Here is a 20,519-nt window from a genome sequence, read left to right on the forward strand (position 1 = left end):
TCGTGCCCGATTTGTCGCCGCCAACCTCATGATCGCCGAGGTGAGGGCGGGGTCGCGGCACCAGTTCGGGGGAATGGGGGTGTCCGGGGTGCGTGGACCTAGCCACTTCCCCGTACTGGTTTCGTCCCGCCTCGGGCGCCCCGGTGATCAAGGGGTTTGGGTCGTCTTGGCCTGCCTGAGGGGACACCAACTCCTTGGTCAACTTCCGGGAACGTGGGGTTCCGGCCGGGGCCGTCACGCGAAGCCAGTTTGGGGAGTGGGGGTGTCGGGGGTGCGTGGATGCAGTCACCCGGCCGGACGCCGTCGGCTCAGCGCGTGCTGACCGTGACGTTGCCGCTGGTGGCGGACGCTTCGAGCTGGATCGACGCGGTCGGGTCGTCGGTGACGCGCACGTCGGTGTCGCCGGAGGTGGCGGTGGCGCGTACCCGGTAGCGGCCGGCCGGCACGGCCAGGTCGACGTCTCCGCTGGTGGCGTGCAGCCGGGCCGGAGCCGGCTGGTCCAGTTCGACGACGATGTTGCCGGAGGTGGTCTCCACGTCGGCGGCGGAGGCGAGCCGGCGGGCCTCGATGTCGCCGGAGCGGGCCCGCAGCCGCACCGGGCCGGCCGCCTCGACGACCCGCATGTTGCCCGACGTGGTGGACGCCCGGACCTCGCCGGTGGCGCCCCTGACGGTCAGGTCGCCGGAGCTGAGCGTGAAGTCGACCGCGCCGACGTCGGTGAGGTCGACGTTGCCGGAGCCGGTGCCGCCGCGTACCACCACGCCGGGCGGCGCTGTCACCTCCCAGGAGATGCTGCACCGGTGCCCGCAGTCGGTGGGCAGGACGAGTTCGTCGCCCTTGATCTCGTACCGGCTGGTCGGCTCGTCGCCCTGGTAGCGGACCACGCGCTTGACGCGTACCTGGTCGGCGGGGCCGTTGGCCCGGACCACCACGTCGCCGGCACCGTCGTCGTCCACGGTGATCTTCGTGATCTTCGTCCGCTCGGTGTGGTCGTAGTCGAGCCGGCGGAACGAGAGCGTGTCACACCCGGCGAGCACGATGAGCGTGGTGGCCGCGGTGGCGGCCACCACGCCACGCAGCCGGGGTGCGGTGCGGAGCGAAGCCATGGCCAGCACACTAGGACCGGCCGGACGCCCGGCACATCGGGGATCGCCCGACGGTCCACCCCGAGCCGACCCTGAGATCGCACCCGGAGGGAGAATGGCCTGATGGCCGGGTACCGCCGACAGCTCTACCGCGACGACGCGGTGGTGCTGCGTGTGCAGAAGCTGGGCGAGTCCGACCGGATCATCACCCTGTTCACCCGCCGGCACGGCCGGTTGCGCGCGGTGGCCCGGGGCGTGCGGCGCACCACGAGCCGCTTCGGCGCGCGGCTGGAGCCGTTCGGGCACGTCGACCTCCAGCTCGCCGGTGACCCCAAGGGCAACCAGGGCAGCTCGCTGCACACCGTCAGCCAGGTCGAGGCGATCGAGCTGTACGGCAAGCGCTTCCTCGGCGACTACCCCCGCTACACGGCGGCCAGCGCGATAGCCGAGACCGCCGAGCGGCTCACCCCGGTCGAGCGGGAGCCCTCGCTGCGGCTGTTCCAGCTCACCCTCGGCGCGATGAAGTCGCTGGCCCGCGGCGAGCACGCCACCACGCTCGTGCTCGACGCGTACCTGCTGCGCGGCATGGCGTTCGCCGGCTGGGCGCCGGCGCTCGCCGCCTGCGCGGTCTGCGGCGAGCCGGGCCGGCACCGCGCGTTCTCCGTACCGGCCGGCGGCGCGGTCTGCCCGGACTGCCGGCCCCCCGGCGCCGCCCACCCCGCGCCCGCCACGCTGGCGCTGATGTCCGCGCTGACCTCCGGCGACTGGGGGTACGCCGACGCCGCCGAGACCGGCGTACGCCGGGAGTGCAGCGGGCTGGTCGCGGCGCACCTCCAGTGGCATCTGGAGCGCGCGCTACGCTCGCTGCCGCTGGTCGACCGGGGCGCCCCGGCGTCCGGCGCGGTCCCGCCGCCCGGCGGCGCGGGTCCGGATGTGGTCCCGTCGCCGCGCTCCGGCGCCGGGCCCGTCGCCGGAGTGAACAGGGAGATGACCGAGTGATCCGATCGACGAGGGCGACCCGCCGCGAGCCGGTGCCGCCGACCCCGCACCCCTCCGGCGCGCGCCCGCCGGCGCTGCCGCCCGCCGCGGTGCCCCGGCACGTCGCCATCGTGATGGACGGCAACGGCCGCTGGGCCAAGGAGCGCGGGCTGCCCCGCACGAAGGGGCACGAGCAGGGCGAGCACAGCCTGTTCGACGCCGTCGAGGGCGCGATCGAGATGGGGATCCCCTACCTGTCGGCGTACGCGTTCTCCACCGAGAACTGGCGGCGCTCGCCGGACGAGGTCCGCTTCCTGATGGGCTTCAACCGCGACGTCATCCGCCGCCGCCGCGACCAGCTGGTCGACCTGGGCGTACGGGTGGTCTGGTCGGGTCGCGCGGGCCGGCTGTGGAAGAGCGTCATCTCCGAGTTGCAGACCGCCGAGGAGATGTCCCGCGGCAACTCGACGCTGACGCTGCAGTTCTGCGTCAACTACGGCGGCCAGGCCGAGATCGCCGACGCCGCCGCCGGGATCGCGCGCGACGTGGCGGCCGGCAAGCTCGACCCGGCCAAGGTGAACGAGAAGACGATCGCGCGTTACCTCTACCACCCCGAGGTGCCCGAGGTCGACCTGTTCCTGCGCCCCTCCGGCGAGCAGCGCATCTCCAACTTCCTGCTCTGGCAGACCGCGTACGCCGAACTGGTCTACCTGGACACGCTCTGGCCCGACTTCGACCGCCGCCACCTCTGGTACGCCTGCGAGCTGTACGCCCAGCGCGACCGCCGCTTCGGCGGCGCACTGCCCAACCCGGTCGCCCCGGGCGTCTGACGTCACGCTTACCGACGCGCCGAGCTGGGTACCGATACCTCCAGACAGCAAACGCGGAGGTGAACCACATGATTCAGAAGCGGATCGCGCAGTGGGCGGTCATGGCGGTCGCCGTGCCGCTGGCGGCGGCCGGCGCGCGCCGGCTCAGCCACACCCTGGAGGCCCGTCGCGGCCCGTCCGGGGTGAGCCGTCTGCTGACCAAGGGCGCCGACCTGGTCCGGCCGCAGAAGGCCAAGCGTCGCCGGTTCTTCTGACCGCGACGCCCGGCCCGACCGTAACGCCCCGCATCCGGCCTTCCCGCCGGGCGCGGGGCGTTTCCGCTCTACGGTCGGCGCAGGCGCGCCGCGAGGCTGCCTGCCCGGCTCACGCCCGCACTTCGGAGCGGTCGCCCGCCCAGCGGGTGTGGAACGAGCCGTCCCGGTCCACCCGGTGGTAGGTGTGCGCGCCGAAGTTGTCCCGCAGGCCCTGGATCAGCGCGGCCGGCAGCCGCTGCGCCCGCAGCGCGTCGAAGTAGGCCAGCGACGACCCGAAGGCCGGGGCCGGCACGCCCGCCCGGGCCGCGTCGGCCACCACCCGTCGCCAGGCCGGTACGCCGTCGCTGACCCGCTCGGCGAACCACGGCGCGACGAGCAGCGTCGACAGGTCCGGCTCCGCGTCGTACGCCTCCCGGATCCGGTCCAGGAAACCGGCCCGGATGATGCAGCCGCCCCGCCAGATGGTGGCGGTGCCGCCCAGGTCGATGTCCCAGTCGTACTCCCGGCTGCCGGCCCGGATGTGGTCGAAGCCCTGCGCGTACGCGACGATCTTGCTGGCCAGCAGCGCGCGGCGCACGTCCTCGACGAAGGTCTCCCGGTCGTCCACCTGCCACTTGTCACCCGCGTCGGCGAACACCCGGCGGGCGGCCTCGCGCTGGTCGGCGTGGCCGGACAGCGACCTGGCGAACGTGGTCTCGGCGATGCCGGTGATCGGGATGCCGAGGTCGAGCGCGCTCTGCACGGTCCAGCGGCCGGTGCCCTTCTGCTCGGCCTGGTCGAGCACCACGTCCACGAACGCCTGGCCGGTGGCCGCGTCGGTGTGGCCGAGCACGTCGGCGGTGATCTCGATGAGGAACGACCCCAGCTCGCCGCCGTTCCACTCCCGGAAGATCTCCGCGATCTCCGCCGGGCTCGCCGACAGCCCGGCCCGCAGCAGGTCGTACGCCTCGGCGATGAGCTGCATGTCGGCGTACTCGATGCCGTTGTGCACCATCTTCACGAAGTGGCCCGCGCCGTCCGGCCCGATGTGCCGGCAGCAGGGCTCGCCGTCCACCTGCGCGGCGATCCGCTCGAAGATCGGCCCGAGCTTGCGGTACGACTCGGCCGAACCGCCGGGCATGATGCTCGGCCCGAGCAGCGCGCCCTCCTCGCCGCCGGACACGCCGGTGCCGACGAAGTGCAGGCCGTGCTCGCGTAGCGCCTCCTCCCTGCGGCGGGTGTCGGCGAAGTGCGCGTTGCCGCAGTCGACGACGATGTCCCCCTCCTCCAGCAGCGGCACCAGCTCGTCGATCACCGCGTCGGTGGGTGCGCCGGCCTTGACCATCACGATCACCGCGCGGGGCCGCTCCAGCGAGGCGACGAAGTCCGCGAGCGACTCCGACGGCACGAACGTGCCCTCGTCGCCGTGCTCGGCGACCAGGCTGCGGGTGCGCTCCGGCGACCGGTTGTGCACCGCCACGGCGAAGCCGTTGCGGGCCAGGTTCCGGGCCAGGTTGCGGCCCATCACCGCCAGACCGGTGACCCCGATCTGCGCCGTCGCCTGCTCTGCCATGCGTACCGCCACCTCTCGTCTGCACTGCTGTGCTGCGACCGTATCGCGGTCGTCGGGAGAGTGGGCGGGGACGTCGACAGGGCGTGACCGGTGGGTGGCCGTGCGTCTGCGGCGCGTTCACGCCTCGCTTTCCGGTAATTCGGGTGCGGGACGTCCGGGCGACGGGATAGCGTTGCCGCATGCGTAAGTGACGTCCCACCTCCGAGCCCGGTCCACCGCCGTCAGTGCCCGTGGACCCGTCCTGCTCCGGGCGTCCGCATTCCTTCCCCGCCACCGTCGGTCGCGGTGTCCGTCGTGATCGGAACGCACCGGAGCCCCCGCTCGGCGCGTCCCGGTCGGCGCGTCCGTACGACAGGAGGCCCGCGAATGCCCGCGAAGCGCAACCCGAAGAAGTCCCGTAAGCCGTCCGCGCCGCAGGTGACCCCGCCGAAGCTCGACGCGCTCACCGCGTCGCCGCCCGCGGTGGTACTCCCGACCGAGCTGGCGGCACCGACCGTGTCTCCGGATGCGGTGTCGCCAGTCCCGGCTGTGCCGGCGGTGTCGCCCTCGGAGTCTCTGGAGACCCCGGTCCTGCCAGGCGCATCCGCGACGCCGCCCAGGTCGGGTCCACCGGCAGGGCGGCAGGCCCGGTTCACCGGGCGCAGCCAGCGCGCCGGCCAGACCCGGTTCTACGCCTTCCGCCGCAGCTGATCGACAGTCCCGTTCCCGGTCAGCCGTCCACCGGGCAGGCCCGTCCAGGGCCTGCCCGAGCGTCCCCGACCCTCGTAGGGGCCATTCCGTACCAACATCTCGCCCGGCCCGGTTGATCATGAGGTTGGCGGCGATAAACCCGGCAACCGGTGCCGTCAACTTCATGGTCAACGGCGCGGATAGGGGAGGGGTCAGCCGATCAAGGGGCGGAAGGTGCCCAGGGCGATGCTTGTGGCCAGGGCGGCGGCAGCCAGGGCGGCGGCGCCTGCGACCAACAGCGCGTCGGCGGCGGTGAAGCGCTGCGGGCGTGCCACAGTGCGCGGGGTACCCGCGTCGAAGCCACGGGCGTCCATCGCCACGGCGAGCCGCGTACCCCGCCGGATCGCGCCGACCAGCAGCGTGAACGCGGTGGACGCGAACAGCCGCAGCTTGGCCAGCGGGTTGCGGCCGGCGTCCACGCCGCGGGCCCGCCGGGCCATGCTGATCATCCGCCACTCCTGCTCCAGCAGCGGCACCATCCGGAAGGCGGCCAGCGCCCCGATGGCGAACCGGGCGGGCGCCTTCGCGTTCTGGATCAGCGCGTCGGCCAGGTCGGTGGGGTCGGTGGTGGCGAACACGACGACGCCGGGCAGCGCCACGGCGAGCATCCGCAGCACCAGGCCCAGCGCCGTGACGAGCACGCCCTCGGTGACCAGGACCGGGCCGGCCTCGACGAGCACCCGGCCGGAGCGGTCGGCGGCGAAGAGCACCAGCGTGACCAGGATGCCGACGGCACCGGCGAGCAGCGGCCAGGCCCGCCGGGCGAGCACCCGGTAGCGGACGCCGAACAGCGGCAGCACCGCGAGTTCGACGGCGATGGCGACGGCCGGGGCGACCGGGTCGAGCGTCGCCACCAGGATGACTGTGAAGACCAGCGCGGCGGCCAGCTTGGCCACCGGGTTGCGCCGGGCCAGCGCCGCACCGGGCGCGGCGACCGGTTCGAGGTCGATCACGGGACCACCCCGGCGGAGGAGCGGTCCACTGTGAGCGTGCGGTCGGCCAGCGCGGCCACGAAGTCCGCGTCGTGGGTCACCGCGACCACACCGTGCCCGGCGTCGCGCAGCCCGGCCAGCAGGTCGACCAGCTCCAGCCAGGTGCGCCGGTCCTGGCCGAACGTCGGCTCGTCGCAGATCAGCAGGCGGGGCGCGGTGGCCAGGGCCGTCGCCACGCTCAGCCGCCGCGCCTCACCACCGGAGAGGGTGTACGGGTTGGCGCCGGCCAGCCGGTCCAGCCGCAGCCGGTGCAGCAACTCGTCCACGGTGGCGGTCACCGCCGTCTCGGGCTGCCCGGTGCGGCGCGGGCCGAGCGCCAGCTCGTCGCGGACGGTGGCGGTGACGAACTGGTGCTCCGGGTCTTGGAACACCGACCCGATCCGGCGTACCAGCGCGGGCGCCCGCCAGCGGTGCGGGGGAGTGCGCGCGTCCCGCCCGGCCAGTTCCGCCGACGCGGTGACCGCGCCCGTTCCGGGTCTCAGCAGGCCGCCCAGGAGCAGCGCCAGCGTCGACTTGCCCGCACCGTTGGGGCCGAGGACGGCGAGCGCCTCGCTGGCGCGTACCCGGAGGTCGGTGGGGTTCAGCCGGGGCGGCAGGCCGAGCCGCTCCGCGGTGAGCAACACGTCGCCGGGCGGCGCGGCCGCGTGCCGGGGTGGCGCGACGTGGCCGGGTACCCAGACCCCGGCGGCGGCCAGCGTGTCGCCGTGCGCGGCGAAGACCACGTCGGGTGGCCCGTCGGCGCGCACCCCGCCGCCGGGTTCGAGCACCACGACCCGGTCGACGAGCGGCAACGCCTCGGTGACCCGGTGCTCGACCAGGATCATCGTGGTGTCCGGGTCGAGCGCGTCCGCGACGGCCCGACGGATCAGGGCGGCGCCGGCCGGGTCGAGGTTGGCGGTGGGCTCGTCGAGCAGCAGCAGGCCGGGGCGCAGCGCGAGCGTGCCGGCCAGCGCCAGCCGCTGCTGCTCGCCGCCGCTGAGCGCGGCGGTCGGGCGGTCCCGGGGGTACGGGAAGCCGGCCCGGTGCAGCGCCTCGTCGACGCGGGCCCAGATCTCGTCGGCCGGTACGCCGCGGTTCTCCAGCCCGAACGCGACGTCGTCGCCGGAGCGGGCCATCACGAGCTGGGTCTGCGGGTCCTGGAACAGGATGCCGACGCGCTCGCGGGCCTTACGCGGATCGAGCCCGTCGATCTCGACGGTGCCCTCCTGCTCGCCGGAGTCCTCCGGCAGCAGCCCGGCCAGCGCGGCCAGCAGGGTGCTCTTACCGGCCCCGGAGGGCCCGAGCAGCAGCACCCGCTCGCCGCTCTCCACCCGCAGATCCACCCCACGGAGAGCCCAGCGCCGACGTCCCCCGTGCCGCCACCCGAACCCCCGCAGCACCACCCCGCTCACCCCCCCACCACCCCTCTCCCGCCCCAGCCTGCGTGATCAAGGAGTTCGCGTCCGGAAAACCGTGCCCGGCGGACGCGAACTCCTTGATCACCGGGGTGGGTGGGGTGGTGCGAGCCGTCAGACCAGGGCTCGGTCGCGGCCGGCGGGGAAGCGGTCCAGGACGCCGGTGTTGGCCAGGGCGCGGGTGAGGATGTGCGCGCCGAAGCCGGCGACGATCGTGGCGCTGACGATCGTGATCAGCGCGTACGGGAGGCGGTAGGAGGCGAAGTCGAGCGCCTTGTTCCAGTAGACGAAGTCGAAGATGGCCGCACCGAGGCCGGTCATCGCACCGGCCAGCACCGCCACCGGCAGCTTGAACGAGCGGTACCGGAACGCCGCGAAGGCCAGCTCGGCACCGATGCCCTGCATCAGGCCCTGGAGGATCACGATCCCCGCCCACTGGCTGCCCAGCAGGGCGGAGACGATCGCGGCCACCGTCTCGCAGTACAGGGCGGCGCCCGGCTTGCGGATGATCAGGCCGGCGAGCACCGCCGGGATCAGCCACACGCCGTAGAGCACGGCCTGGGCCGGCGGGAAGAACGCGAACGCCGCGTCGGTGGCGCTCCAGAGCAGGCCCCAGGCCCAGAACACGACGCCGAAGGCGACGGCGATGACCGAGGCGACGACGATGTCGACGGTACGCCAGCGGTTGCTGTCGGTGTGGTTCACGGTTGGCTCCCAGTTCGTCGAGGTGAACCAGGAGAAGACGCACGCCGCGCCCGGTGGTCACCGGACGGCGACGCGGCTGGAGGTCGACCGAACTCCCTGCGCTGGCATTACCCAGATCAGGTTCGAGGGTCTGCGGGCACCGGCCCGCACTCTCAGCGCTGTGCGCTCCCCTGTCGGATGTAAAGTTGTCTCGTCGCAGACGCTAGCACCGACGACTGCCCCCGGCCCAGCAGGGCGAGTGTCGGTATGGTGGCGATCATGCTGGTGGATGCGCGGGGACTGACGTTCGAGGTACGCGCCGGCGGCCCCGAGGGCGGTGACCCGGTCCTGCTGCTGCACGGCTTCCCGCAGCACTCCGGCGAGTGGGACGCGGTCACGCCCGCGCTGCACGCCGCCGGGCTGCGCACGTACGCGCTCGACCAGCGCGGCTACTCGCCCGGCGCTCGGCCGGCGGACGTCGGGGCGTACCGGATTCCGGAGCTGGTGGCCGACGCGGCGGCGGTCCTCGACGCACTAGGGGTGAGCCGCGCGCACCTGGTCGGCCACGACTGGGGCGCGATCGTCGCGTGGGGCCTGGCGGCGGCGCACCCGGAGCGGGTGCGGACGCTGACCGCGGTGTCGGTGCCGCACCCGGCCGCGATGGGGCACGCGCTCGCCACCGACCCGCGGCAGAAGGTCAAGTCCGCCTACATCACGTTGTTCCGCAAGCCGGGTACGGCGGAGAAGGTGCTCCTGGCCCTGAACGCCACCGCGCTGCGCAGGCTGCTCAGCGGGGTGGGCGACGCCGGCGCGGTGGCCCGGTACGCCGAGCGGATGCGCGAGCCGGAGGCGTTGACGGCGGCGCTGAACTGGTATCGCGCGATGACCGGGGCGGACATGAAGGCGGTCGCCCCGGTCGGGGTGCCCACCACGTTCGTCTGGAGCGACAAGGACGTGGCGATCGGCCGGACGGCGGCGCAGGCCTGCGCCGCGCACGTCACCGGCGACTACCGGTTCGTGACGCTGTCCGGGGTCAGCCACTGGATCCCGGACGAGGCGCCCGGCCCGCTGGCCGAGGCGATCCTCGCCCGGTGTGCGGAAACGGAGGAAGCATGACGGTGAGCGCCGAGGCGTACCTGGCGGTGGTGACCGAGACCATCGGCCGGGTTGCCGCCGAGCAGCGACGCAACGTGGCCGCCGCGGCCGACCTGATCGCGGCGGCGGTGAGCGCCGACGGGGTGGTGCACGCGTTCGGCACCGGGCACTCCGAGGCGCTGGCCATGGAGATCGCCGGGCGGGCCGGCGGGCTGGTGCCCACCAACCGGATCGCGTTGCGTGACCTGGTGCTTGTCGGCGGCGACCCGGCCGACGTGCTCAGTCCGAAGCTGGAACGCGACCCGGCGGTGGCGCACCGCCTCTACGAGCTGGCGCCGATCCGGCCGCAGGACGTGTTCGTGCTCGCCTCGAACTCGGGCGTGAACGGGGCGATGGTCGAGTTCGCGTCCATCGTGAAGGAACGCGGGCACGGCCTGGTGGCGATCACCTCGGCGCGGCACTCGGCCCGGATGACCTCGCGGCACCCGTCCGGCCGTAAGCTGGCCGACTTCGCCGACGTGGTGCTGGACAACGGCGCCCCGTACGGCGACGCCACGCTGCCGCTGCCCGGTGGCGGCGCGGTCGGCGCGGTCTCCTCGATCACCGCCGCGCTGCTCGCCCAGCAGATCGTCGCCGAGGTGGTGGCCCGGCTGGTCGCGGCGGGGCAGCGCCCGCCGGTCTACCTGTCCGCGAACATCACCGGCGGCGACGAGCACAACGCCGAACTGGAAGCCCGGTACGCAGGCCGGATCCGCAGGGGTTCCTGAGCCGGTTTCGTGATCATCCGTACGGGGCACAGGCGGTGCGCCGGTGGGCGTTTCCCGCCGGCCGTGCCGTCTCCCGGGGAGGTCCGCGAGTGTCGAAGGAATCCGAGAAGCAACGCTGGCAGCGCAACTTCGCCGACCTGTTGCAGGAGCTGCGGGTCGCGCAGACCGGCGTGCAGATCCTGTTCGCCTTCCTGCTGACGCTGCCGTTCAGTGCCGGGTTCGACCGGACCACCGAGTTCCAGCGCGACATCTACATCCTGGCGCTGCTGACCGCCGCCGCGTCCGCCGCCATGATCATCTCTCCGGTGGCGTTCCACCGGGCGCTGTTCCGCCAGGGACGCAAGCCGGAACTGGTCCGCTTCGCCCACCGGATGGCCACCGGCGGCCTGTTCTTCATGCTCATCGCGATGGTCAGCTCGGTCCTGCTGGTCTCCGACTTCGTACTCGACCGGCCGATCGCGTTCCTGCTCAGCGCGCTCACCGGCCTCTGGTTCCTGATCTTCTGGGCGATCCTTCCGTTCAGCCGTCGCAACTGGGGTGAGGACGACATCGACGACGAGGACGACGACCCGCAGACGCTCACCGGCGGCTGACCGTCCGCCAAATCGGACGTGCACGCGGCGCTACCCCTGGGTAACACCCGGGGGTAGCGTCGTTTTCGTCGAACGCGTCGACGCAGCCGGACCGACGAGGAGGCAGCCGTGACCACGACACACAACAGCCGGCCCGAGTCACCCGACGGCGCGGGGCCGCTGCCCACCGAGGCGGGCCGGGTCTCCGAGAAGGAGGCCCGCCAGGTCGCCGAGGCGGCCCGCGAATCGGCCTGGGACCGGCCCAGCTTCGGCAAGGAGCTGTTCCTCGGCCGGTTCCGGCTCGACCTGATCGACCCGTGGCCCCGCCCCGACCCGGCCGAGGTGGCCCGCGCGGACGAGTTCCTCGGCGCGCTGCGCGCGTACCTGACGTCCGAGGTGGACGGCGAGGCGATCGAGCGGGACGCCCACATCCCCGACGAGGTGTTCCACGGCCTGGCCGGGCTGGGCACGTTCGGCATGAAGATCGACCGCAAGCACGGCGGGCTCGGGCTGAGCAACCTGCACTACTGCCGGGCGCTGATGCTCGTCGGTTCGGTGAACCCGGCGGTCAGCGCGCTTCTCTCCGCACACCAGTCGATCGGCGTGCCGCAGCCGCTGAAGATGTTCGGCACGCCCGAGCAGAAGGAACGGTTCCTGCCCCGGCTCGCCGCCGGTGAGGTCTCCGCGTTCCTGCTCACCGAGCCGGACGTCGGCTCCGACCCGGCCCGGCTCGCCACCACCGCCGAGCCCACCGCCGACGGCACCGGCTACCGGCTCAACGGGGTGAAGCTCTGGGCCACGAACGGCACACTCGCCACCCTGCTCGTGGTGATGGCCCGGGTGCCGGCCGGCGAGGGGCGGCGCGGCGGCATCACCGCGTTCGTGGTGGAGGGCGACAGCGACGGCATCACAGTCGAGCGGCGCAACTCCTTCGTCGGGCTGCGTGGCCTGGAGAACAGCCTCACCCGGTTCCACGACGTCTTCGTGCCGAAGGAGAATGTGATCGGCGGTGAGGGCAAGGGCCTGAAGATCGCACTGACCACGTTGAACACCGGCCGGCTCTCGCTGCCGGCCATGTGCGTCGGCGCCGGCAAGTGGGCGCTGAACGTGGCCCGGGAGTGGGCGGCGGACCGGGTCCAGTGGGGCCGCCCGGTGGGCGAGCACGAGGCGGTGGCGAAGAAGCTGTCCTTCATCGCCGCCACCACGTACGGCATGGAGTCGATGCTCGACCTGTCCTGCATGCTCGCCGACGACGACCGCAACGACATCCGGATCGAGGCGGCGCTGGTCAAGCTCTACGCCAGCGAGATGGCCTGGCGGATCGCCGACGAGCTGATCCAGATCCGCGGTGGCCGCGGCTACGAGACGGCCGACTCGCTGGCCGCCCGTGGGGAACGGCCGGCCGCCGTCGAGCAGCTCCTGCGCGACCTGCGGATCAACCGGATCTTCGAGGGCTCCACCGAGATCATGCACCTGCTGATCGCCCGCGAGGCGGTCGACGCGCACCTGTCGGTGGCGGGCGACATCATCGATCCCGACGCCGGGCTGGGCCGCAAGGCCAAGGCGGGCGCGCGGGCCGGCGCCTTCTACGCGAAGTGGCTGCCCACGCTGGCCGTCGGCAAGGGGCAGACGCCCGGGGCGTACCAGGAGTTCGGGCCGCTGGCCGGGCACCTGCGCCACGTCGAGCGGACCTCCCGCAAGCTGGCCCGGTCGACGTTCTACGCGATGTCCCGCTGGCAGGGGAAGATGGAGCGCAAGCAGGCGTTCCTCGGCCGGGTGGTGGACATCGGCGCGGAGCTGTTCGCGATGAGCGCGGTCTGCGTCCGGGCCTACGCCGAGCGCGACGCGCACCCGGAGAACGTCGAGCTGGCCGACCTGTTCTGCCGGCAGGCGCGGCTGCGCGTCGACGAGCTGTTCACCGGCCTGTGGTCGAACACCGACTCGGTCGACGTGGCCGCAGCCAAGCGGATCGTCGCCGGCCGGTACGCCTCGCTGGAGGAGGGCGTGGTCACCCCGCCGGCCGACCTGCCCTGGGTGGCCCGCTGGGAACCCGGCCCGTCCACCGGGCCGGACGTCCGCCGCCGCATCCCGCCCATCGGCTGACCGGACCGCCCGGCGGCCGTGCCGCCCGGTCGGCCGCCGGGGTGCGGCCGACCGGGTGCGCGGACCGCGCGGCACACCTCACCGGCCGCCGCGCAGCCCCAGTTCGCGCAGCTCCAGCGCGGCGAGCGCGTCGACTGTCGCGTCGTCGCCGCGCCGCCACGCCTCGGCGACGTCGGGCGCGATCCGGGTCAGCTTCGACAGCGGCTGACCGGCCAGCGCGCGCAGCGCCAGCAGGTCCCGGCCGGCCGGCACGCCGGCCAGGGCCTTGGCCGCGCCGGCCCGGCGCATCCAGCGCAGGCGCAGCGGCAGCCAGCCGAACAGCACCAGGCCGAGCGGGAACACCAGCACCGCGACGGTCAGCCCGAGCGCGAGCTGCCCGACCAGCTCCTGCTGGTCGCGGCCCGCCTCGGCGACCGCGCGGGCGGCGTCGGCGGCCCGGGTGAACGGCGCGGTCAGCTCGTCACCGACGATCGGCACCCGGCCGACCTTGCCGCCGGCGTCGGCCAGGTTGTCGGCGAGTCCACCGCCGGCCCCCTCCAGCTTCTGCCCGGGTACGGCGAGCTTCTCGACCACGTCGTGCAGCCACAGCGCGAAGCGGATCGCCGCGTACACCCAGACGACAACGAGCAGGTCGGTGAGGAACTGGCGGACGGCGGTGGGAAAACGGTCGGCGTAGATCTTCACGCCGGACAGCGTCCCACGACACGGGCGCGTCGGCACCTGGCCGATTTCCCGCTCAGTGCGACCCTTCGCCGGCGTGACTGACCGCGTCCCTGACGATGTGGGCCACGTGGTCGTCGACGAGCGCGTACGCGATCTCCCGGCCGCGCCGCGACCCGCGCACCACCCCCGCGCCGCGCAGCACCCGCAGGTGCTGGGAGACCAGCGGCTGCGGGGCGCCGAGCTTCTCGACCAGCTCGTGCACGCAGCGCTCCCCCTCGGCCAGCTCGCTGACGATCGCGAGCCGGATCGGGGCGGAGAGCGCGCGCAGCAGGTCACCCGCACCCTCGAAGGCGTCGTACCCGTTCGTGCCGGTCACCCTGTAACGGTAACCAATCCCAGCTGCGCCGGCGGGCAGGGTCTCATCCCAGCAGCACCTCGTGCTCGGCCGGCTCGGGCGGCGGCGTGGACCGGTCGGCCCGCACCCGCCGCCGCACCGCCCGCAGACCGGCCGCGGCGATCGCCACCAGCAGGAACGAGCCGATCGCCACGATCACCACCGAGGCGCCGGGCGCCGTGTTGGCGGTCGCCGCCACCCAGACGCCGGTGCCGGCGGCGAACACGCCCAGCGCCATGGCCGCCGTCATGGTGGACCGGAAGCCCCGGGTCACCTGCTGCGCGGTGGCCACCGGCACGACCATGAGCGCGCTGATCAGCAGCACCCCGACCGCCCGCATGGCGATGGTCACGGTGACCGCGGTGCCGACGGCGATGACCAGGTTCAGCGTCCGCACCGGCAGGCCGGACACACGCGCGTACTCCTCGTCGTGGCAGACCGCGAACAGCGCCGGGCGCAGCACCAGCATGGTCACCAGCAGCACCGCGCCGAGCACGCCGATGGTGACCAGGTCGCCCGGCGAGGTGGTGGTCAGCGACCCGAACAGGTACGCGTTGAGCGACCCGCTGCTGGCGTCGGAGAGCCCGACCAGCATCACGCCACCGGCGATGCCGCCGTAGAACAGCAACGCCAGCGCGAGGTCGCCGGAGGTGCGCCCGTACGCGCGGACCAGCTCGATCACGATCGCGCCGAGCGTCGCCGCGATCACCGCCACCAGCACGGGGGAGCGGTTGAGCAGCAGTCCCGCGCCGACGCCGGTGAGCGCCACGTGCCCGAGCCCGTCGCCGATCAACGCCAGCCGGCGCTGCACCAGGTAGATGCCGAGCGCCGGGGCGGCCAGCCCGATGATCAGCGCGCCGACCAGGGCGCGGAGCATGAAGTCGTACTGGAAGAGACCCATCTCAGATGCCTGTCCAGAGCCGGGCGGGCTCCTCGTCGCAGTGCGGGTGCACGTGCTCGTGGTCCGGGTCGGCGTGGTGGCCGGCCGGCTCCGGCACCGCGCCGTCGTGGGCGATCCCGCCCTGGTGCACCACCACGGCCCGGCTGATCAGCGGGCGCAACGGGCCCAGCTCGTGGGCGACGAGCAGCACCGTGCCGCCGCCGTCGCGGAACCCGCGCAGCGCCTCGGCGAACGCCTCCTGGCTGGCCGCGTCCACCCCGGCGGTCGGCTCGTCGAGCACCAGCAGCTCCGGCCCGCCGGCCAGGGCGCGGGCGATCAGGGTGCGCTGCTGCTGGCCGCCGGAGAGCGTGGACACCGGGTCACCGGCCCGGTCGGCGAGCCCGACCGCGTCCAGCGCCGCCGTCACCGCCTCCCGGTCCGCGCGCCCGGCGGGCCGCAGTACGCCCCGGCGGGCCAGCCGCCCGGACGCCACCACCTCGCGCACCGTCGCTGGTACTCCGCTGCCCGCGCCGAGCCGCTGCGGCACGTACCCGATGCGGTGCCACTGCCGGAAGCGGCGCTGCGGCGTGCCGAAGAGGGTGACCGACCCGGCACCGACCGGCACCAGGCCGAGCGCGGCGCGCACGAGCGTCGACTTGCCGGAGCCGTTGGCGCCGAGCACGGCGACCACCTCTCCGGAGGTCACTGTCAACGAGACGTCACGCAGCACCGGGCGGCCGTCGTAGCCGACCGTGGCGTGCGCGATCTCGATCACGGGTGGGGTCATGAGCAGTCCAGAGCGGTTCGCAGGGTCTGCAGGTTGGCGCGCATCGCGGAGAGGTAGTCGCCCTCGGCGGGCGGGCCCTCCAGCGGGTCCAGCATCGCGGTCTTCGCCCCGACCTCGCGCGCGATGGTCTCGGCGACCTTCGGGCTGACCCGGCTCTCGAAGAAGATCGTCCCGGCCTGGTGCTCCCGGGCCTCCTTCGCGACCTCGGTGAGCCGCTGCGGGGACGGCTCGGTCTCCGGAGTGAGCCCGCTGATGCCGATCTGCTCCAGCCCGTAGCGCTCGGTCAGGTAACCGAACGCGGCGTGGCTGGTCACCACCTCCCGGCGCTGGCAGGTGCGCAGGCCGTCGGCGTACTCGGTGTCCAGCTTCGTCAGCTCGGTGCGCAGCGCGCCGGCGCGGGCGGTGTAGTCGGCGGCGTGGTCCGGGTCGGCCTTGCCGAGGCGCTCGGCGAGCCTGTCGCCGATGGTGGCGAGCCGGGTCGGGTCGAGCCAGACGTGCGGGTCCTTGCCGCCGCCCTCGTCGGAGTGCCCGGCCTCGCCGTCGTGGTCGTGGTCGTGCCCGCCGGCGGCGTCCCGCAGCGGCGTGACGCCCGCCACGTCGAACGCGCGGTCACCCCCGTTCTGCTCCACCGCCTCGTCCACCGCCGGCTGGAAGCCGCCGAGGTAGACGACCACGTCGGCGTCGACGATCTGGCCGACCTGCCGCGGGTTGAGTTCCAGGTCGTGCGGCTCGGCGCCGGGCTTGGTCAGGTTGCTGACCGCGACCGTGTCGCCGCCGATCCGCTCGGCCAGGAACTGGAGCGGGTAGAACGCGGCCACCACGCCCACCCGGCCCGGCTCGCTCGCGCCGCCCGTGCCGTCCGCGCAGGCGGTCAGGCCGGCGGTGGCGAGCAGGGCGGTGGCGGCGGCGATCAGGGTACGGCGAGGTGCGCGAACGGTCATGGGCTCAACTGTCCGCGACAACGAAAACTATTGTCAAAAACGCATGATTGCATGTCAGCGCAGGTCAGCTCGGCTTCTCCGGTCAGCCGACCATGAGCTTCGCCAGCGCCACCGCGATCAACAAGGTGAGCATCACCAGCCGGAGCAGCCGGGTCGCCGGGGCCTGCACCGGCCAGGTGACGGACATCAGCCAGACCAGCCCGCCGGCCAGCACGAGCAGCAGGACGCCGCCCGCCGGGCCGGGCGCGAAGAGGCCGACAAGCACCAGGGCCAGCACGGCCAGGAACACCGCCGTCGGGTTGAGCCGTGCCAACCGGGACAGCACGGGACTCTGCGTACGCTGCATGCCACAAACTCTACGAGGAGGAACGCCGTGCTGGTCACCAACCGGTTCGTGGTGGAAGCCGAAACGGTGGACGAGTTCACCCGGGAGGCGCACGCCGCGCTGGCCGCGCTCGCCGCCCGCCCCGGCTACCTGCGCGGCGAACTGCTGCGCGCCCTCGACGACCCGGACCACTGGCTCCTGGTCACCGAGTGGGAGTCGGTCGGGGCGTACCGGCGGGCGCTGGGCGGCTTCGACGTCAAGGTCACCGCCGTGCCGTTGCTCGCCCGATCGGTGGACGAGCCGTCGGCGTACGAGACGCTCGCCAGCGCTGCTCCCGAGGGGGAGATCGTCGTCGTCGCCAGCGATCGTGCCGCAGGTCCGTACCGCTGAGTGCCGGGGCACTACCCTGGCGCGTATGACCGCTCCCGGACCGGCCGCGCCACCCCCGCCAGCAGTTCCGCCCGCGCCGCCGGCGGACCCCGGGGTGCCCGCGCCGCCGCAGGGGCCCGGCGTCGCGCCGCCGTTCGCCGCCCCGCCCACAGAGGGCGGGCGGACCCGGCTCTGGCTCGGCCTCGGCGCGGGCGCGCTGGCGGTGCTGATCTGCTGCGGTGGAGGCGGCGCGGCGGTGGTCGGCCTGGCGGTGAGCAACGCCCAGGCGATCGGCGAGCAGGGCCGGGCGGTCACGAACGACTACTACCAGGCGCTCGTGGCCCGGGAGTGGTCGAAGGCGTACGACACGCTCTGCGAGGACATCCGGAGGCAGGAGCCCCGGCGCGAGTTCGAGCGGCGGGTCGCCGCCGAGCCGCAGATCTCCGGCTACCGGGTGGGCGAGGTCGACCTCGCCACGCTCACCGTGCCGGTGGACGTCACGCTCGCCGGCGGCCGGCGGGAGGCGCAGACCGTGACACTCGCGCCGGACCAGCAGTCGGGCGGCGTGGAGGTCTGCGGGGTGAGCTGACCGGCCCCCGGTATTCTGCTGGGCTCGGGACGGACACGGTCGTACCGTTGTCCCGAACAGCCCGGTTCCATCCATCTCAACCGCGCCGACCGCCAGCCGGCGTAGGAGGAAACATGCCAGCCGACCGTATCGACGCCGTCACCAGCCTCGCCAAGCGCCGGGGCTTCGTCTTTCCCTCAAGCGAGATCTACGGGGGCACCCGGTCGGCGTGGGACTACGGTCCGCTCGGCGTCGAGCTGAAGGAGAACGTCCGCCGGCAGTGGTGGCGGACCATGGTGCAGCAACGCGACGACGTCGTCGGCCTCGACTCGGCGGTCATCCTGGCCCGCAAGGTCTGGGAGGCCAGCGGCCACATCGCCGAGTTCGTCGACCCGCTCACCGAGTGCCAGTCCTGCCACAAGCGGTTCCGGGCCGACCACCTGGAAGAGGCGTACGAGGCCAAGCACGGCAAGCCGCTGACCTCGCTGACGGAGCTGAACTGCCCCAACTGCGGCAACAAGGGCACCTTCACCGAGCCGAAGATGTTCAACGGCCTGATGAAGACCTACCTGGGCCCGGTGGAGAGCGACGAGGGCATGCACTACCTGCGCCCGGAGACCGCCCAGGGCATCTTCGTCAACTACAAGAACGTCGAGACGGTCGCCCGCAAGAAGCCGCCGTTCGGCATCGCGCAGACCGGCAAGTCGTTCCGCAACGAGATCACCCCCGGCAACTTCATCTTCCGGACCCGCGAGTTCGAGCAGATGGAAATGGAGTTCTTCGTCGAGCCGGGCACCGACGAGCAGTGGCACGAGTACTGGCTTCAGGAGCGCTGGAACTGGTACCTCGACCTCGGCCTGTCCGAGGAGAACCTGCGCTTCTACGAGCACCCCAAGGAGAAGCTCTCCCACTACTCGAAGCGCACCGTCGACATCGAGTACCGGTTCCGGTTCGGCGGCAGCGAGTTCGCCGAGCTGGAGGGCATCGCCAACCGCACCGACTTCGACCTGTCCACGCACAGCAAGCACTCCGGCGTCGACCTGTCGTACTTCGACCAGGGCAAGGGCGAGCGCTGGATGCCGTACGTGATCGAGCCGGCCGCCGGCCTCACCCGCGCGGTGCTGGCGTTCCTGCTGGAGGCGTACGACGAGGACGAGGCGCCGAACACCAAGGGCGGCGTGGACAAGCGCACCGTCATGCGCTTCGATCCGCGGCTGGCCCCGGTCAAGGTCGCCGTGCTGCCGCTGTCGCGCAACGAGGCGCTGTCGCCGAAGGCCAAGCAGCTCGCCACCGACCTGCGCAAGCGCTGGGTGGTCGAGTTCGACGACTCGCAGGCGATCGGCCGCCGCTACCGCCGGCAGGACGAGATCGGCACACCGTTCTGCGTCACCGTCGACTTCGACACGCTCGACGACAACGCGGTGACCGTCCGCAACCGCGACACCATGGCCCAGGAGCGGGTTTCGCTGGACCAGGTCGAGCGCTACCTGATCGAGCGCCTCCCCGGCTGCTGACCGCGTGTAAGGAAGGGCCCCTTCTTAACGCCTCGCGTAGAGAAGGGGCCCCTTCTTAACACCCCTCATCCGGGGGAGATCGGCTCCGCCCGTACGCCGGTCCCGGCGCCCAGCCCGCGCCGGGCCGCGTACGCGTCCTCCACCGTGCGCCGCACGCGGCCCGGCTCCCTGCGGATCTGCGCCGGCGTGAAGTGCAGGATGAGCACCCCGTAACGGCTCAGCTCGTTGTGCCGGTCCAGCGTCCGCGCCCAGTCGGCCGGGCTGAGGTGGTACTCTCGCGAGTCGACCTCCAGCGCCACCGCGCAGTCGGCGAGGTAGCCGTCCGGCGTCGGCAGGCGGGTGCCGTCGGCCGCCGACAGCCGCGGGTTCCACAGGATCCGGCCGAGCACGCCGCTGCCGCCCAGACACTCCCGCAGCTCCGTCTCCGGCGCGGAGCGGGCCCCGTCGGTGATCTCCGCGAATGCCTTCCGGATCAGGGCGGTGCGGCTGCGCCGGGCCCGGCGGATCTCCGCGTCCAGGCTGTCCAGGTCGGTGAAACCGCGCTGCACGGCCTCCGCCACCGTCGCCCGTACCGGCCGCAGCTGGCGCAGGTCGCGGGCGGCGTCCACGACCGCCCGGGCCGGTGAGCACACCGGGTACAGCGCGGTCCGCCGGGCCCGCGGATCAAGCTCCAGAGCCCGCGCGATCACCGCGTGACCGGCCGAGCGGCGCCGCACGTGGTGCGGCAGGACCAGGTGTACGTCAGTGCTGCGCGGACTGTGCCGGAAGCCGTACCAGACCAGGGCGGCCAGGCCGGTGAGCTGCGCGTCGGCGCCCGCGTAGAGCGCCGCTGAGATGCGCCGTTGCTCGTCGGTGAGGGTGCCGGTGACGAGTGCGTACGTGGCCGGCAGCACGCGCTGCCACAGGCCGCGCCGGGTCTGCCGGTACAGGTACATGTCGTCGTATCCGACGCCGAGCAGCTGCGTCCGCGTGACGATCTGCTGCTGGCGCTCGGCCAGGTCGCTGAGTTCGGGTGGCTGTTCGCGCATGCCCGGCAGCCTGCG

Annotated in this window: 22 protein-coding genes and 1 riboswitch; of the genes, 10 read left to right on the top strand and 12 right to left on the bottom strand. The window is 73.2% G+C overall.

Features of this window, described 5'->3' with window-relative positions:
- Positions 1-308: 308 nt before the first annotated feature.
- Positions 309-1,106 (bottom strand): DUF4097 family beta strand repeat-containing protein, encoded by a 798-nt coding sequence (locus tag ACGFIA_RS19995; protein ID WP_357388488.1) that lies wholly within the window; start codon positions 1,104-1,106, stop codon positions 309-311.
- A gap of 102 nt (positions 1,107-1,208) precedes the next feature.
- Between ACGFIA_RS19995 and recO the strand changes: the two genes are divergently transcribed.
- The 3 genes from recO to ACGFIA_RS20010 all read left to right on the top strand — a co-directional run bounded on the left by recO (position 1,209) and on the right by ACGFIA_RS20010 (position 3,147).
- Entirely contained in the window at positions 1,209-2,084 is an 876-nt protein-coding gene (gene recO, locus ACGFIA_RS20000; RefSeq protein ID WP_357388490.1) for a DNA repair protein RecO, read from the top strand.
- Positions 2,085-2,116: 32 nt separating this feature from the next.
- A complete protein-coding gene (locus ACGFIA_RS20005) occupies positions 2,117-2,893 on the top strand; it encodes an isoprenyl transferase (RefSeq protein WP_357388529.1) in 777 nt (258 codons plus the stop codon).
- 68 nt (positions 2,894-2,961) lie between these two features.
- Positions 2,962-3,147: a hypothetical protein gene (locus ACGFIA_RS20010; RefSeq protein ID WP_073831832.1), complete on the top strand. Its 186-nt coding sequence runs from the start codon at positions 2,962-2,964 to the stop codon at positions 3,145-3,147.
- Between the two features lie 109 nt (positions 3,148-3,256).
- On the opposite strand, the gene gndA is transcribed toward ACGFIA_RS20010, so the two are convergent.
- The 4 genes from gndA to ACGFIA_RS20030 form a co-directional block, all read right to left on the bottom strand.
- Positions 3,257-4,699, bottom strand: a complete 1,443-nt coding sequence (gene gndA / locus ACGFIA_RS20015; RefSeq protein ID WP_393261354.1) for an NADP-dependent phosphogluconate dehydrogenase — start codon at positions 4,697-4,699, stop codon at positions 3,257-3,259.
- An 881-nt stretch (positions 4,700-5,580) separates the two neighbouring features.
- Positions 5,581-6,381: an energy-coupling factor transporter transmembrane component T gene (locus ACGFIA_RS20020; protein WP_357388494.1), complete on the bottom strand. Its 801-nt coding sequence runs from the start codon at positions 6,379-6,381 to the stop codon at positions 5,581-5,583.
- On the bottom strand, positions 6,378-7,811 hold the full coding sequence (locus ACGFIA_RS20025; RefSeq protein ID WP_357470621.1) for an ABC transporter ATP-binding protein: 1,434 nt from the start codon (positions 7,809-7,811) through the stop codon (positions 6,378-6,380). The genes ACGFIA_RS20020 and ACGFIA_RS20025 overlap by 4 nt, the downstream gene beginning before the upstream one ends.
- 117 nt (positions 7,812-7,928) lie before the next feature.
- Positions 7,929-8,519 carry an ECF transporter S component gene (locus ACGFIA_RS20030; protein WP_357388498.1) on the bottom strand — a complete coding sequence of 197 codons (591 nt, stop codon included), beginning with the start codon at positions 8,517-8,519 and terminating at the stop codon, positions 7,929-7,931.
- Between the two features lie 75 nt (positions 8,520-8,594).
- A riboswitch (TPP riboswitch) is annotated at positions 8,595-8,701 on the bottom strand.
- Positions 8,702-8,777: 76 nt separating this feature from the next.
- Here ACGFIA_RS20030 and ACGFIA_RS20035 point away from each other — a divergent pair.
- From ACGFIA_RS20035 to ACGFIA_RS20050, 4 genes are all read left to right on the top strand, one after another.
- Positions 8,778-9,614 (top strand): alpha/beta fold hydrolase, encoded by an 837-nt coding sequence (locus ACGFIA_RS20035; RefSeq protein ID WP_393261358.1) that lies wholly within the window; start codon positions 8,778-8,780, stop codon positions 9,612-9,614.
- Positions 9,611-10,360 (top strand): SIS domain-containing protein, encoded by a 750-nt coding sequence (locus tag ACGFIA_RS20040; protein WP_357476456.1) that lies wholly within the window; start codon positions 9,611-9,613, stop codon positions 10,358-10,360. Before ACGFIA_RS20035 ends, ACGFIA_RS20040 begins: the two co-directional genes overlap by 4 nt.
- 89 nt (positions 10,361-10,449) lie before the next feature.
- Positions 10,450-10,953 (top strand): DUF6328 family protein, encoded by a 504-nt coding sequence (locus ACGFIA_RS20045; RefSeq protein ID WP_357388504.1) that lies wholly within the window; start codon positions 10,450-10,452, stop codon positions 10,951-10,953.
- Positions 10,954-11,061: 108 nt separating this feature from the next.
- Positions 11,062-13,035 carry an acyl-CoA dehydrogenase family protein gene (locus tag ACGFIA_RS20050; protein WP_357476458.1) on the top strand — a complete coding sequence of 658 codons (1,974 nt, stop codon included), beginning with the start codon at positions 11,062-11,064 and terminating at the stop codon, positions 13,033-13,035.
- 78 nt (positions 13,036-13,113) lie between these two features.
- Here the strand turns inward: ACGFIA_RS20050 and ACGFIA_RS20055 are convergent, their stop codons facing one another.
- From ACGFIA_RS20055 to ACGFIA_RS20080, 6 genes are all read right to left on the bottom strand, one after another.
- A complete protein-coding gene (locus ACGFIA_RS20055) occupies positions 13,114-13,719 on the bottom strand; it encodes a hypothetical protein (RefSeq protein WP_194802331.1) in 606 nt (201 codons plus the stop codon).
- 52 nt (positions 13,720-13,771) lie between these two features.
- Positions 13,772-14,074, bottom strand: a complete 303-nt coding sequence (locus tag ACGFIA_RS20060) for a metalloregulator ArsR/SmtB family transcription factor (RefSeq protein ID WP_357388508.1) — start codon at positions 14,072-14,074, stop codon at positions 13,772-13,774.
- Positions 14,075-14,117: 43 nt separating this feature from the next.
- On the bottom strand, positions 14,118-14,993 hold the full coding sequence (locus tag ACGFIA_RS20065) for a metal ABC transporter permease (protein WP_393261363.1): 876 nt from the start codon (positions 14,991-14,993) through the stop codon (positions 14,118-14,120).
- Between the two features lies 1 nt (position 14,994).
- Positions 14,995-15,759, bottom strand: a complete 765-nt coding sequence (locus tag ACGFIA_RS20070; RefSeq protein ID WP_357388512.1) for a metal ABC transporter ATP-binding protein — start codon at positions 15,757-15,759, stop codon at positions 14,995-14,997.
- Positions 15,756-16,700, bottom strand: a complete 945-nt coding sequence (locus ACGFIA_RS20075; protein ID WP_357388514.1) for a metal ABC transporter substrate-binding protein — start codon at positions 16,698-16,700, stop codon at positions 15,756-15,758. Before ACGFIA_RS20075 ends, ACGFIA_RS20070 begins: the two co-directional genes overlap by 4 nt.
- A gap of 82 nt (positions 16,701-16,782) precedes the next feature.
- Positions 16,783-17,046 carry a DUF6703 family protein gene (locus tag ACGFIA_RS20080; protein WP_355512794.1) on the bottom strand — a complete coding sequence of 88 codons (264 nt, stop codon included), beginning with the start codon at positions 17,044-17,046 and terminating at the stop codon, positions 16,783-16,785.
- 27 nt (positions 17,047-17,073) lie between these two features.
- On the opposite strand from ACGFIA_RS20080, the gene ACGFIA_RS20085 reads away from it, so the two are divergent.
- The 3 genes from ACGFIA_RS20085 to ACGFIA_RS20095 all read left to right on the top strand — a co-directional run bounded on the left by ACGFIA_RS20085 (position 17,074) and on the right by ACGFIA_RS20095 (position 19,476).
- Positions 17,074-17,415, top strand: a complete 342-nt coding sequence (locus ACGFIA_RS20085; protein ID WP_357388516.1) for an antibiotic biosynthesis monooxygenase family protein — start codon at positions 17,074-17,076, stop codon at positions 17,413-17,415.
- Between the two features lie 94 nt (positions 17,416-17,509).
- Positions 17,510-17,983, top strand: a complete 474-nt coding sequence (locus ACGFIA_RS20090; protein WP_357388531.1) for a hypothetical protein — start codon at positions 17,510-17,512, stop codon at positions 17,981-17,983.
- A 113-nt stretch (positions 17,984-18,096) separates the two neighbouring features.
- A complete protein-coding gene (locus tag ACGFIA_RS20095) occupies positions 18,097-19,476 on the top strand; it encodes a glycine--tRNA ligase (protein ID WP_194802327.1) in 1,380 nt (459 codons plus the stop codon).
- A 65-nt stretch (positions 19,477-19,541) separates the two neighbouring features.
- Here ACGFIA_RS20095 and ACGFIA_RS20100 read toward each other — a convergent pair whose 3' ends face one another.
- Positions 19,542-20,504 (bottom strand): type IV toxin-antitoxin system AbiEi family antitoxin domain-containing protein, encoded by a 963-nt coding sequence (locus ACGFIA_RS20100; RefSeq protein ID WP_357388670.1) that lies wholly within the window; start codon positions 20,502-20,504, stop codon positions 19,542-19,544.
- Positions 20,505-20,519: the final 15 nt, after the last annotated feature.

The sequence above is a fragment of the Micromonospora sp. NPDC049203 genome, assembly GCF_043197215.1.
Classification (GTDB): domain Bacteria; phylum Actinomycetota; class Actinomycetes; order Mycobacteriales; family Micromonosporaceae; genus Micromonospora.